At 63.6% G+C, this 13,339-nt stretch carries 13 protein-coding genes; 9 read left to right on the top strand and 4 right to left on the bottom strand.

Going from position 1 to position 13,339, the window contains the following annotated elements:
• The gene (gene lptF / locus ACWGTO_RS23115) at positions 1–1,200 is read right to left on the bottom strand and encodes an LPS export ABC transporter permease LptF (RefSeq protein ID WP_454577110.1); all 1,200 of its coding nucleotides are present in this window, start codon (positions 1,198–1,200) and stop codon (positions 1–3) included.
• Between the two features lie 372 nt (positions 1,201–1,572).
• Here lptF and ACWGTO_RS23120 point away from each other — a divergent pair, with 372 nt between their 5' ends.
• From ACWGTO_RS23120 to ACWGTO_RS23155, 8 genes are all read left to right on the top strand, one after another.
• Entirely contained in the window at positions 1,573–3,063 is a 1,491-nt protein-coding gene (locus ACWGTO_RS23120; RefSeq protein ID WP_454577111.1) for a leucyl aminopeptidase, read from the top strand.
• Positions 3,064–3,076: 13 nt separating this feature from the next.
• Positions 3,077–3,526, top strand: coding sequence for a DNA polymerase III subunit chi (locus ACWGTO_RS23125; protein WP_454577112.1), 450 nt, complete (start codon positions 3,077–3,079; stop codon positions 3,524–3,526).
• A gap of 88 nt (positions 3,527–3,614) precedes the next feature.
• The gene (locus ACWGTO_RS23130) at positions 3,615–4,604 is read left to right on the top strand and encodes a 3-oxoacyl-[acyl-carrier-protein] synthase III C-terminal domain-containing protein (RefSeq protein ID WP_454577113.1); all 990 of its coding nucleotides are present in this window, start codon (positions 3,615–3,617) and stop codon (positions 4,602–4,604) included.
• A 2-nt stretch (positions 4,605–4,606) separates the two neighbouring features.
• Positions 4,607–5,599: an NAD-dependent epimerase/dehydratase family protein gene (locus ACWGTO_RS23135; protein WP_454577114.1), complete on the top strand. Its 993-nt coding sequence runs from the start codon at positions 4,607–4,609 to the stop codon at positions 5,597–5,599.
• Positions 5,596–6,420, top strand: a complete 825-nt coding sequence (locus ACWGTO_RS23140; protein ID WP_454577115.1) for an MBL fold metallo-hydrolase — start codon at positions 5,596–5,598, stop codon at positions 6,418–6,420. The genes ACWGTO_RS23135 and ACWGTO_RS23140 overlap by 4 nt, the downstream gene beginning before the upstream one ends.
• Positions 6,417–7,673, top strand: a complete 1,257-nt coding sequence (locus tag ACWGTO_RS23145) for a F390 synthetase-related protein (RefSeq protein ID WP_454577116.1) — start codon at positions 6,417–6,419, stop codon at positions 7,671–7,673. The genes ACWGTO_RS23140 and ACWGTO_RS23145 overlap by 4 nt, the downstream gene beginning before the upstream one ends.
• A complete protein-coding gene (locus ACWGTO_RS23150) occupies positions 7,670–8,803 on the top strand; it encodes a GNAT family N-acetyltransferase (RefSeq protein WP_454577117.1) in 1,134 nt (377 codons plus the stop codon). The genes ACWGTO_RS23145 and ACWGTO_RS23150 overlap by 4 nt, the downstream gene beginning before the upstream one ends.
• Positions 8,800–9,804, top strand: a complete 1,005-nt coding sequence (locus tag ACWGTO_RS23155; protein WP_454577118.1) for a Rieske 2Fe-2S domain-containing protein — start codon at positions 8,800–8,802, stop codon at positions 9,802–9,804. The genes ACWGTO_RS23150 and ACWGTO_RS23155 overlap by 4 nt, the downstream gene beginning before the upstream one ends.
• Before the next feature lie 18 nt (positions 9,805–9,822).
• On the opposite strand, the gene ACWGTO_RS23160 is transcribed toward ACWGTO_RS23155, so the two are convergent.
• From ACWGTO_RS23160 to ACWGTO_RS23170, 3 genes are all read right to left on the bottom strand, one after another.
• Positions 9,823–10,980 (bottom strand): hypothetical protein, encoded by a 1,158-nt coding sequence (locus tag ACWGTO_RS23160; RefSeq protein WP_454577119.1) that lies wholly within the window; start codon positions 10,978–10,980, stop codon positions 9,823–9,825.
• A gap of 23 nt (positions 10,981–11,003) precedes the next feature.
• Positions 11,004–11,948 carry a lysozyme inhibitor LprI family protein gene (locus tag ACWGTO_RS23165; RefSeq protein WP_454577120.1) on the bottom strand — a complete coding sequence of 315 codons (945 nt, stop codon included), beginning with the start codon at positions 11,946–11,948 and terminating at the stop codon, positions 11,004–11,006.
• A 131-nt stretch (positions 11,949–12,079) separates the two neighbouring features.
• On the bottom strand, positions 12,080–12,541 hold the full coding sequence (locus tag ACWGTO_RS23170; RefSeq protein WP_454577121.1) for a carboxymuconolactone decarboxylase family protein: 462 nt from the start codon (positions 12,539–12,541) through the stop codon (positions 12,080–12,082).
• A 136-nt stretch (positions 12,542–12,677) separates the two neighbouring features.
• On the opposite strand from ACWGTO_RS23170, the gene ACWGTO_RS23175 reads away from it, so the two are divergent.
• Positions 12,678–13,286: a TetR/AcrR family transcriptional regulator gene (locus ACWGTO_RS23175; RefSeq protein ID WP_454577122.1), complete on the top strand. Its 609-nt coding sequence runs from the start codon at positions 12,678–12,680 to the stop codon at positions 13,284–13,286.
• Positions 13,287–13,339 lie beyond the last annotated feature (53 nt).

Below are 13,339 nucleotides of genomic sequence, written 5' to 3' on the forward strand. Positions count from 1 at the left end.
TCAGGCTCCCTGGCCGGATGTGTAGCGCCGGCTCAGACGCAGCTTGAGCGCCGTCCAGCCATCGCTGACTCGGCCGGCGAAATTCGTCAGCCAGTCGGCCCAGCTGCCGGGCAGTTCCATGCTGCGCGAGGTGACGATGAACCAGATGGCGACCGCCGAGGCGACGATCGGCACGCCATAGACCATGTACGCATATTGCGGGACCTTGTCGGCTTTCCCGGCGGCAAAAAAGCCCAGCCAGCGCACGAACAGCGCAATGGCAATGGCTGTGATCAGCGGATGGATACGCGCCTCGCGGTGCGAGCGCGCATCGCCTGCCACGGCCAGAGCGATCAGCGCGAACACCAGCGAATATGACCATTCGGAAAAGCGCTGGTCGAGCTCGGCCTTGTAGGCGCCGGGCCTGCGCTGGAAGATTTTGTCGTTGGGGTCCGGGTTGAGCAGGTACTGCGTCGTTCGGTCCTTGGGCAGGAGCAGGATGTCGTTCGCCGCCGACATGAAGGCGGACAGATCGAAGGCGTAGGAGGTGAAGCGGATGACCGACAGGTCGCCGGTCAGCGACTTACGATGAATGACGCCGTCATTCATCATCAGCACCTTCTCGTCACCCTTTTCGACGATGCTGCCGCTCTTGGCATAATAGATCAGATTGGCGCCTTCCTCGCGCGAATCGGCGACGAAGATGCCGCCAAGCCGGTTGTCCGGCAGCCGCTCGCCGACCTGCAGGAACAGCCCGTCGTCGATCTTGCGGAACGTGCCTTCCTGGATGATCAGCGACAAGAGATCGGCGCGCGAGGATGCAATCAGCTGGCGGTTCTTCTGCCTGGCATAGGGTTCGACGCCATTGTCGACAGCGAAGGAAAAGACGCTGGCCGCCAGCGCGATCAGCAGGACCGGCCGCACAATCGTCCAGCGCGAGGCGCCGGCGGCGTTGATGACGGCCAGTTCCGAATCGGAGTTCATGACGCTGAGCGTCTGGGCAACCGCCACCACCAGGGCGAACGGCACCACGATCGGGATGATGGAGGGGATGATCAGGGCCGCGACCTCGAAGAAAGTCAGCGCCGATTGACCGTTGTCGGTGACGAGGTCGATGCGGGCGAGCACCTGCGTCGTCCAGACAATGGCCAGCGTCCAGATCAGCGCAGCGAGAAACACCGCCAGCGCGCGACGCATGATGTAGCGTTCAACGACCTTCATGTAAGGCTTTTCTCGATTTGCCGAACGGCATCATGCCCGCAGACAAGGTAGTCGTCCGGCTGCGCCTGTACAACTGGGTCTGCAAAGCCTTTCCATCTCAGCGGATCGATCCGATTTCCGTCCCACATCGCCCGTCCCGCGGGCCGGAGTGTCGGCGGCAATGGATAAGAAAGGGAGAACATCGATGGTTAACAACAGGTTGCGGCAGGAAAGCGGGGCCGTGCCGCGACGAATCGTCATCGATTCCACAGCGCATATGGGGCCCGATTCCGGCAAAGTCTTGCCAAATGAAGGAAAACGACCAAATGTCGCGCATCTTCCCTGAAAACCATCTTCCCTGAAAATCCGAGCCGTTTCCGAAAGCAGGACCTGATGACTTTGAGACCGTTGATCGCCTTCGCCAAATTTGCCGCACCCAAAAAGGGCAGCGTCTTCGTGCTGGCGGCCGATGATGGCGGTCTTGGCGAGCCGGCAAAGGCTTGCGATCCGGACGGAACGCTGGCGCGGGCGTTTCCGGTGGCGGATTTTTCCGGAAAATTCGCCAGTGTGGTCGAAGTGCTGGCGCCGCAGGGAACATCGCTCGACCGGCTGTTGGCGGTCGGCACCGGCAAACTCTCCAGCCTCGATGACTTTGCCTGGCTGAAGCTTGGCGGCACCATTGCCGCATCCCTGCGCAAGGCGGCCGAAGTGGCCGTCATTCTCGATGTACCGGGCGCAAAAATTGGCGGCAGGCAAGCGGCGAACCTTGCCGCCGGCATCATCCTGCGCAGCTACTCCTTCGACAAATACAAAACCAGGAAGGACAAGGAAGACGCCGAGCCGAAGAAGCCGATCAAGGTGACCATCCACACTGCGGATCCGGCCGCCGCGAAAAAGGCGTTCACCGACGAAGTGGCGGTCATCGACGGCGTGCTCCTGGCGCGCGACCTGGTCAACGAACCCGCCAATGCGCTCGGCCCGGTCGAATTCGCCGCCCGCGCCAAGGAACTGGAAGCGCTCGGCGTCGAGGTAGAGATCCTCACCGAGAAGGAAATGAAGAAGCTCGGCATGGGCTCGCTGCTCGGTGTCGCGCAGGGCTCGCCGCGCGGCGCCCGCATGGCCGTCATGCAATGGAAGGGCGGCAAGGCGAAGGACGCACCGGTCGCCTTCGTCGGCAAGGGCGTTACCTTCGACACTGGCGGCAATTCGATGAAGCCGGCTTCCGGCATGGAAGACATGAAGGGCGACATGGGCGGTGCCGCGGCCGTCGTCGGGCTCATCCAGGCGCTGGCCGCGCGCAAGGCCAAAGCCAATGTTGTCGGCGTCATCGGGCTGGCGGAAAATGCCGTTGACGGCCACGCCCAGCGCCCAGGCGACATCGTCACCTCGATGTCGGGCCAGACCATCGAAGTGCTCAACACCGATGCCGAAGGCCGCCTCGTGCTGGCCGATGCGCTGTGGTATTGCAACGACCGCTTCCAGCCGAAATTCATGGTCAATCTGGCGACGCTGACCGGCGCCGTAATGGTCGCGCTCGGCCAGCACTATGCCGGCCTGTTCTCAAACAATGACGAACTGTCGGACAGGTTGACGGTGGCCGGCCAGGCGACGCAGGAGCGGCTGTGGCGCATGCCGCTCGGCGCCGAATACGACAAGCTGATCGATTCCAAGAACGCCGACATGAAAAACATCGGCGGCCGTTATGGCGGCGCCATCATCGCCGCGCAGTTCCTGCAGCGCTTCGTCAAGGAAACGCCGTGGGCGCATCTCGACATCGCCGGCACCGCGATGGGCTCGCCGCCGAGCGAGATCAACCAGTCGTGGGGTTCGGGTTTCGGTGTCAGGCTGCTCGATCGCCTGGTGCGCGACAATTACGAGGGATAAGGCCTTTCCAGCCATGGCCGATGTCCTGTTTTATCATCTGACCGAATCGACGCTTGAGGATGCGCTGCCCGGCCTGCTCGAGCGCAGCGTCGATCGCGGCTGGCGCGCCGTGGTGCAGACCGGCACCGAAGAGCGGCGGGACGCGCTCGACCAGCTTTTGTGGACGTTCAGGGACGATTCGTTCCTGGCGCATGCAACCGACCGCGAAGCCTATCCGGCCGAGCAGCCGATCCTCCTGACCACGAGCGGGGCCAATCCCAACCAGGCGCAGATACGCTTCCTCGTCGATGGCGCAGCACCCGCTGACCTCGCCGGCTACGAACGCGCCGTGTTCCTGTTCGACGGCCATGACGCGGCCCAGGTCGAAGGCGCCCGGACGCATTGGAAAGTGCTGAAAGAGGCCGGCCACGCCGTGACCTACTGGCAGCAGACGCCCGACCGGCGCTGGGAGCGCAAGGCGTAGGGCCGGCGCGTCTTGAAAACGACGCTGTTATCTCCGAACGATGCGATCTAAGGATTGCGAAAAGCGCAACTCAAGCGGCGGGCTGAGAATGCGGGTCAAGATCATCGGAACCGGTCGGGCCGTGCCGGCCCAATGCGTGACGTCGCGTTCTCTCGACGCGCGGCTGGGGCTTGGCGATGGCCATCTCGAAGCTGCAACCGGCGTCATTGAGCGCTATGTCTGCGAGGCCGAATCGCAAGTCGATCTCGCCTGTGCGGCGGCGCGGCTGGCGCTTGCCGATGCCGGGCTCGAGGCCGGCAGCATCGATCTGGTCATCGGCGGTTGCGGCGTGCCTTACCAGCCGCTGCCGGCAACCGCACCGCTGGTCATGCAGCGCCTGGGCCTGGCGGATGGATTGGCCGCCGCCTTCGACGTCAACAGCACCTGCCTCGGCTTCCTCACCGCCTTCGAGACCGCATCGCGCCTGATCGAGGCCGGGCAATGCCGCACCGCGCTGGTGTTTTCTTCCGAGATCGCCTCGCGCGCCCTGCCGTGGCAGGACCAGCCGGACATCGCGGCCCTGTTCGGCGATGGCGCCGCTGCAGCGGTCGTGCAACAGGCGGCACCCGGCGAGGGCAGGGTGGCGGCCAATCTGATGCGCACCTATCCCTCGGCCTACGAGGCCTGCAGCATCGGCTCAGGCGGCACGCGTTTCGACTTTCATCGCCAGCCCGAGGAGTTCGCCCGCCACAGCCTTTTCCACATGGACGGCAAGGAACTGTTCCGCGTGACATCGCGGCATTTCAGCGGTTTCGTTGCCGAATTGCTCGACCGCGCCGGCTGGCGGCAGGACGACGTCGACGTCGTCGTGCCACATCAGGCAAGCCCTTTCGCGCTCGCGCACATGGCGCGCCAGACGGGCTTTGCGCCGGAGAAACTCGTCAATATCGCGGCCAATTTTGGCAACCAGATCGCGGCGTCCATTCCCTTCGCGCTCGATGTCGCGCGCTGTGAGCGACGCATTGCGCCAGGCGCCAAAGTGCTGTTCCTCGGCACCTCGGCCGGCGTATCGCTCGGCGGCATGGCGCTGGAAGCCTGACCGTGGGGCGCGTGCTCGTCACCGGCGCCAGCGGTTTCCTCGGCGCCCACGTCATGGCGCGGCTGGCGGCGTTGGGCACACCAGCGCTTGGTCTTGGCCGCGACGCCCGACGTTGCGCTGCGCTCGAAGCCGTCGGCCATCGGGTCGTTCGCCTCGATCTATCCCAACCATTCGGCGCTGCTGCCGAACGCGATCTCGGAACCGTCGATGCGATCGTCCATTGTGCCGCCCTTTCGGCGCCCTTCGGCCGGCTGGCGGATTTCGAGACGGCCAATGTCACTGCGACGCGCAACCTCGCCGATTTCGCCCGCCGGCAAGGCGTAAGCCGCTTCGTCCATATCTCCAGCCCGACGGTCAGTTTCGCCTATCGCGACCAGCTCGGCGTCAGCGAAGACGCTGCTTTGCCCTCTCCGGTCAACCACTATGCCCGCACCAAGCGGCAGGCCGAGGAGATCGTGCTGGCGGCGCCCGAAATCGGGCCAGTGGTGCTGCGCCCGCGCGGCATCTACGGCGCCGGCGACCGCACATTGCTGCCCCGCCTGTTGCATGTGGCGCGGCAACGCCCACTGCCGCTGTTTCGCGATGGCAAGGCACGCATCGATCTCACTTACATCGAGGACGTCGTCGACGCGGTGCTTGCCGCGCTTTCTGCCGGCAGGGCCGCTGAGGGTCAGATTTTCAACATCTCCGGCGGCGAGGTGGTGCCGGTGCGCCGCATTGCCGAGGCGGCCTGCGCCCGCGCGGGCGTGCAGGCGCGCTGGCGCAAAATGCCGCTTTGGCCTGCAATGCTGGCAGCCGGGCTGGCGGAGACGGTGGCTGAGCTTCTGCCCGGCCGGCCTGAGCCGCCGGTGACGCGCTACGGTCTCGGCTTGTTCGCCTATGCGCAGAGCCTGGATATTGCCAAGGCCGGCCGCATCCTCGGCTGGGTGCCGAAAGTGTCGTTCGAGGAAGGGCTCGACCGCACATTCGGCAAGGCGACGGAGGGGGCTGCGTGAAGATCGTCTTCGCCAACAGTGCCTGGGTCAATGCGGCCGAGCGCCTAATCCTGCGAGGCGGGAGCTGGACGAGCGTACGGCTCAGGGTCCGCTATGGGTTGATCCTGCATCCGCAGGCCGGCCCCGTGCTTATCGATACCGGTTACACACCGCACGTGACTCAAGCGGGCGGGCGCAGCACCGCGCTGCGTCTCTACAGTGCGATCCTTAGGCCCGAACTCAACGAGGCCGAGCAGCCGCTGCCGGTTCTGGCGCGCTTCGGCCTGTCGCCACAGGATGTGCGCACCGTTATCATCACCCACTTCCATGTCGACCACATGTCGGGCCTGTCGCTGTTTCCCAACGCCCGCTTCATCGTCAATGATGCCGCCTGGGCGCGGGCCAGGGCCAAGACAGCCCGGCAGAATCTGCGCCATGGCGTGTTCAAGGAACTGTTTCCTCCTAATTTCGAGATCCGGCTCGACCGGCTCTCGTCGAAGCGGCAAATCGAGCCGCGCGGCGGCGTGCCTGGCGGCGCCGACCTGTTCGGAGACGGCAGCGTCGTCGCCGTCGATCTGCCCGGCCATGCCGATGGCCAGTTCGGCCTGCTGTTTCCCAATCTGGAGCGGCCGCTGCTCTACGCCGTCGATGCGCAATGGCTGATCGAAGCCCTTGTCGAAAATCGGACGCCCGGTCTTCCGGCTACCGTGTTGGCCGAAGATGCCGCCGCCCTCGAACCGACCAGCGCGATGCTGCGGCGGTTTCTGGCAACCGGCGGCGAGGTCGTGCTTTGCCATGACCCAGCGGTGACGTCCTACGATCTGGGCGGAGAAAACCCATGAACGGGCCGGCCGAGGCGATCGGCTCATTCGCCCTGACGCAATGGGTTTCGCGCAAGGGCCGCGAGAGTTTCGAGCGCTGGCAAGCGCATGCCTTGCGCCGCTTTCTCGATCGCGACCTGCCGCGTGCGCTGTTCTACGGCAAGGCGCCGCGCCATCTCGGCGACCTGCCGGTGACCGACAAGGCGACGCTGATGGCCAATTTCGAGCGCTTCAACATCCACGGCATCTCGGCAGCCGAAGCCTGGAAGGCTCAGGGTCGCGATGGCCGCATCGGCGATCTGACGGTCGGCGCCAGCACCGGCACGTCAGGTAATCGCGGCCTGTTCGTCATTTCCGAGGCGGAAAAATACCGCTGGCTGGGCACGATCCTGGCCAAGGCCGTGTCCGATCTGCTCTGGCGCCGGCAGCGCGTGGCGGTGATCCTGCCGCAGAACACCGGACTCTACGAAAGTGCGCGCAAATCGCGGCGCATCGATCTCGGCTTCTTCGACCTGACGCGCGGCCCGGAGAATTGGCGCGCGGCGCTCGAGGATTTTGCGCCGACGGTGATCATCGCGCCGCCGAAAATGCTGCGATATTTTGCGGCCGAAAATTTTCGGCTGAAACCGCAGCGCGTGTTTTCAGCTGCCGAAACGCTCGATCCCATCGACCGGCCAGTTATCGAAAAATTCTTCGGCCGCCCGCTCGACCAGATCTACATGGCGACGGAAGGGCTGTTCGCCGTCACGTGCCGAAAGGGTGGGCTGCATCTGGCTGAGGATTCAGCGTACTTCGAGTTCCAACCGGCCGGCGACGGCCTGGTCATGCCACTCGTCACCGCCTTTCGCCGCCAGACCCAGATCATGGCGCGCTACCGGATGAACGATCTGTTGCGGCTCTCCGAAACACCATGCCGCTGCGGTTCGCCGCTGCGCACGCTGGATGAGATCGTCGGCCGCATGGACGATGCCTTCAGGCTCGCCTCGCCGCATGGGCAGATTTTTGTGACACCCGACATACTGCGCAATGCTGTGTTGAAGGCCGACCGGCGCATCGACGATTTCCGCCTGGTCCAGACGGCTGGCAATGCGATTGAGCTCAGCCTTGCGCCCGGGCTTGCCAACGAAGCCGCCGCCGCCGCGCATCAGGCCGTGCGCAATTTGCTGGCGGCGCGCCAGGCGACGGCTTTGGTCAGCCTGGCGCGCAAGGACCTGCCGCTGGAGACAGACCGTAAACTACGCCGGGTCGAATGCCGGTTGGGAGCGGCACCGTGAACCGGCCTACTGTATTGGAGATCGAGCAGGCCGACCGGGTTGAGAACAACCCGCGCGAGGTCGAAGCCTTGGTGCAACTTTTCAACGAAGTACCGGTGCGTGACCTCGTCCGCAATTTGACTGTGAAAGTCGAGGCTTTCGAGATAGGCGGCCGTTCCTTCCCGCTGACGCTGAACGACGCTGAGGAAGCGCCCAACTGCTATATCTGCTGCCCGTCCAGCGCCTATATCGACTACGCCATCGACGAGACCCGCAATTTCGTCTCATCGCCCGTGTTGCAAAAGGCGATCCGGGTGCTGATCGGCCTGTGCGCACCACTGGTTAGGGCCGGCGGCCTTGACCATCAGGTGCAGGTCAACAACTGGCTCTATTCGACCAATCCCGTGCCGCAGCTCGACCGCAAGGCGATCTCGGCGATCCGCGACTATCTCACGGCGCGTTTTCCCGACCGCTCCATTGTCATCCGCTCGCTGAACGAGACCGCCGATCCCTTGACCATCGCGGCGCTAAAACAGGAAGGGTTTCGCCTGCTGGCGGCGCGGCAGGTCTACATTTTTGCCGGCCGTGATTCCGCCTTGTCCAACGACATGAAGCGCGACCGCAAGCGGCTGCGCACGACGCCTTTCGAGACGGTCGGCAATACCGATTTCACCGAGGCCGACTATGCCCGCTGCGAGGCGCTCTACCGGATGCTCTATCTCGACAAATACACGCCGCTCAACCCGCACTACACCGCCCGTTACATCAGCGAAATGCACAGTCGCGGCATCCTCACGTTGGCGGGTCTGCGTCGTCCCGGTGGGGAACTGGTCGCAGTCACCGCGCTGTCGAAGAACGGCAGCACACTGACGCAGCCCATCGTCGGCTATGACACCGGCCTGCCGGTGAGCGAAGGCCTTTACCGCATGATGATGGCGCTGGCGCAGGACCATGCCACGGCGCACGGCCTGTTCTTCAACATGAGCGCAGGTGCAGCCGCCTTCAAACGCTTGCGCGGCGCCGTGGCGACAGTCGAATACAACGCCGTCTATGTCCGCCATCTGCCGCGCCGCCAACGCGTGGCGGTGCAGATCATGGAAACCGTGCTGGCGCGGATCGGCATTCCCCTGCTCAGGAGATTCGAACTTTGAGTGAAAGCCGGCAGCAAAAGGACAAAGACCATTGGCAGGCGGTGCTGCGGTCCGCCGACATCAAAGCCAGGCCGAAGCGCATCCTGTTCGACGGCGCGCCGCTGGTTCTGTTCCGCTCGGCGCAGGGCATTGCAGCCCTGTTCGACCGCTGTGCTCACCGGCTGGTCGAACTGTCGACCGGCAAGGTCGTCGGCGGTGAGATTGAATGCCCCTATCATGGCTGGCGCTACAATGGCGAGGGACGCTGCACCGCCATTCCCGGTCATGTCGGTGACATCCCGCACTACCGTGTCCGCCGCTACAGCGCCATCGAGCGCGACGGCGTCGTCTTCGTGTCGTCGGGCACACCCGAGGCCGAGCCCTATCTCCACTGCATGCAAGGCCAGGATGTCGTCGTGAAGCGTGTGCGCAGTTCGGCGCAATCGAGCGTGCTCGACGCGGCCGAGAACATTCTCGACGCCACCCACACCCACTTCACCCACAAAGGTGTGCTGCGCGGTCTCACCGCAAAGCGCCATCTCGTGCGCGTCGAGGTGACCGGCGGCGAGGGCTGGGTCGAAAGCTGCTACACCGGCGAGGATCGCCAGCAAGGGCTGGTCAGTCGGCTTCTGGAAGGCGAACGCGCCAGAACCATCGGCCGCTACCGTCATCCCGGCATCGTCGAACTGGAATATTGGGGCAAGGGCGGTCTAGCGCTGGCGACGACCTTCCATTTGCGTCAGGCCGACGAACGGACCGTCGAAGGCGTCGGCTGGCTCATCGGCCCGCGCCAGGGCCTGTTCGGCGAACTCAAGGCGCTTGCCTTCCGGCCGCTCTTTGCCTTCGCCCTGCAGCAGGATCGGCGCGTGCTGAAATCGGCAAGCGACAATGCCCGCATCCCGCCGCAAGTGCTGCCGGCGATCGGCCCGCTGGATTTCCTGCGCCGCGACATATCGGCAATCATGGCCGGCAAGATGCCGCCGGCCGCAGCGGAGCCAAGGGTGTATCAGATCGAACTGTAAGAAACTGCGAGATCTCTTCTACGTCTGATCCGGCCCGTTCCACTCGATGTCGCGCGTCGACGCGGCTTGCAGGCTGATGCGCTGGCGCAGTGCGACGCCGGCAACTTCGGCCAGCGCGCGCCATTGCGCTTTTTTGGGCGCGGGGTCGCCAGGCCAGTCGAGCAGCTCATCGGCCTCGCGCATGGTTTGGCGGAAGCGGCCAAGACCATCTGATCGCAGCGCCGCAGGCAGCCCGAAGATCCACATCGCCAACCGCACAGTCTGCGGCGCCGTCACATCGGGCTTCACTTCCGGGCCATCGTCCAGCATGGCACCGGCGAAGCGCTGCGGATCGCGGAAAAAGTGCAGGCCGCTCACGGCACGCGGATTGCACTCCAGCGGCAGCACCGTGCCGTCCTGCTCGCGCATCAGGTCGAAGGAGATCTGGCCGGTCCAGCCGGTGCCGGCGACGAAGGTTTCAACGAAGTGCCGGGCAACCGCATCCTCGACCGGCTCGAAGCAGATGCCGGCGCCCTTGCCGGCGCGATAGAGCGACCGGTACAGCGCCAGCGCCTTGAGCTTGCCGCTCAGCGCCACCGCATAAGCGCTGATCTCGTCACCGGCGATGAAGCGCTGCGCCACCCAAGGGGCGGCGGGCGAGGGGCGGACGACGTCGAGTTCGCCTGGCGACGGCCGCAGCAGCACGTCACGGGCGAAACGCGACCACACCGGCTTGAACACCAGTTCGCGCGAATGGCCGCGCACGCTCGCAACATCGGCATCGCTTTGCAGCAGCGTCGTCTCCGGCACCTCGAGGCCGAGGCCTTGCGCCAGCCGGATGAAGGCATCCTTGTCGTGGACGCGCGAAAGCATCGCCATGTCGGGTGCGAACAGGCGGGCCGGCACGGCGCGGTCGCGCCAGAATTGGCCGAGATAAAACACTTCCTCGCAGGTCGGGATGACTGTTTCCACGCCTTCCGCGCGGACAAGCGCTTCCACGGATTGTGCATAGGCTTCGCCAGCAAAGCGTGGCGGCGGCAGGAGATGGTAGGCGGCACATGCCGTGCTCGCGGCGGCGATCGGCCGGGCCGGACTGTCGGCCAGGATCACCCGCCGGCCGGCACCGTTGAGCAACCGTGCCAGATGCAGCGCCCCCGGTGCGCGGGCACCAGTGACCAGCACGGTGTTATTTGGCATGAAACGCCTGCATCAACGAATGCTCATCGGTCGCCTTCATCCCGGTCGAGCCACCATCGAAGTGCATCAATTCGTTGTCCAATGACCTCCGACTTGGCAGAGGCCCATACCATCGGGTACATCGAGCCACCTTGCACCAAGGACGCGCGGAGATCTGCTTCCCTTTTAGCGTAGGCGGCCCAAGCTTCTTGGCTTTGTCTCAACAACTCGCTGTCGACGGTATTCTCCCGCCCGATAGCACCCAGCAACTCCCCCATCTCAGCTTCGAGCTTCTCCATAGTTCCACCAGCTTGGAGGTTCATCTCCATCTGAGTGCGCGGAATATGTCCTTTGAGGGTCTCGACGACGAGCCAATCAGTGGCGTTCAGAAATTCCTCACTTGCCGTCAAGAAGCCGTCGATTTCATCGGCGTCGTACGATTCTTGAGAGGGCAATTCATGAGTCACGATATGGCGCACCTCGAACAGTCTGGAGAGGTTCGCAATCGTCTTGTTGTAGTTGCCAATGATAGGCGGAAATGGCCAATCAGCAGCATCTTCTGACCATCTCGAATGCGAAATCTTTAGATGCTTTATAAAATCAGGGATCAGGCCCTCAAACGAGGCGATGATCTGGGTCGGGTTGTTGATCGAGATTGTATGGGCTACCAAATCGCCAATCGAAAGCTTTTGGCCTTGCAGAGTTGAAGCAAATATGAAGTCGATCTTCGCTCCCCTCACGAGCTTCTCGGAGCGCTCTAGGTACGGCTGGCCGTGATCAACGATTTCGCGAATTACCTCGCGCACAAATACCTCAATGATCGTCACCAACCTCATGGGGATAAAGTCAAAAAACTCTGGCGCTAGCTCAGCCCTGGATATCCAAAGGCGTTGGAGGCGCTCTACCTCGAATACCAACTCCACTCCCAAACGAGAATGTCCTCGCCGGCCTTTCCATTCAATGATCTGATCTACATCGCTTTTTCCCATCTCTTGCTTATGCGCTGCATCAGAACGATGGGCAACCGCCGCTGGCGGAAGCCGTGCGCACGCTAGCTTGGTCCCAGCTGACCCTAGGATTTAGCGATAGCCCGCTATGCGGGCCATCGCCAAATGTCCTGTCACTCGCCGCCCATCTCTTTCTTGAACGTGTCGAAATCGACCTGCATGCCGTTGAAGATGGTGCTCCAATGGCGGGTCAGCGCCGCCATCGCCACCGCCTCCTGGATCTCCTCGTCGGTCGCGCCGGCACGCTTGGCGTCCCGGGTGTCCGACCAGACGCAGTAATTGCACGGGATCTGCGCCGCCACCGCCAGCGAGATCAGCGACTTGACCTTCGGCGGCAGCGCCGTCTTGTCGCTGAGCTCGATAGCCTTGACCTCTGCCCATGCGCCGGGCAGTCCAGCCTTCGGGAATTGCTTCACGAAGCTCGGTATCCCGCCCATGGTCGACTGGATGTCCTTGATAGTCGCGTCATAGTCATCGGCGTGGGCTGGGGCGGCCAGCGTCAAGGTCAGCGCGCAAGCGGCGGCCGCAAGCAGCGACGGAACGCGGGAATGGCTCGATGAAAGCGTGGCAGACATGTTTTTCTCCTCTGGTGTTCGTTAGCCTTACGGTGTAAGGTCATGCGGAACGTGAACCTTACAGTGTAAGTTGTCAAGCAGCGCCATGGACTCACCGATCAAAAAAACGCGAACACGTGGCCGGCTCTCTCGACAGATGATCGAGGATGCCGCCTTCGAGGTGATTGAGCGGGAAGGGCTTGCCGGTTTTTCGATGCGCAAGCTCGCTGCCGCGCTCGGTTGCGAGGCGATGAGCATCTACCATCACTTCCCCTCGCTGGCGCATCTGCACGAAGCGCTGGTCGACCGGCTGATCGGTGCGCTCGAAATCCCCGACGCCGGCCTGCCGTGGCGGCAAAGGATGCGCATGGCCATGCAAGATTTCCGCCGCGTCGGCCGCGAGCATCCGGCGTTTGCGCCGTTCCTCGTTACCTACCGCATGAATTCGCCGACCTGCCTTGCCTGGCTAAACAGCGTTATCGGTCTGTTCGAAGCCGGCGGCTTCAGCACCGAGCTGGGGGCGCGGTTGTTCCGCACTGCCGGATACTACCTTATGGGCGCCATCCTCGACGAGACATCAGGCTATGCTACGGGTCCGTCCGCGGTCAGCACGGTCAGCGACGAGCAACTGGCGCGCGATTTTCCCAAAGTCATGGCCGCCGGACGCTATTTCGGCACTGCCGAATTCGACGCGACATTCGAGCTCGGCCTCGACATGCTGCTGGATGAGATGGAACGCCTGCGCGACAGCGCCAACACAAGGTAGTTGTAGGCAAGCGCGCCCGAAAAGGCGCCGGCCAATCCAGATTTCGCGAGCCG

This window comes from Mesorhizobium sp. PL10 (genome assembly GCF_053714315.1).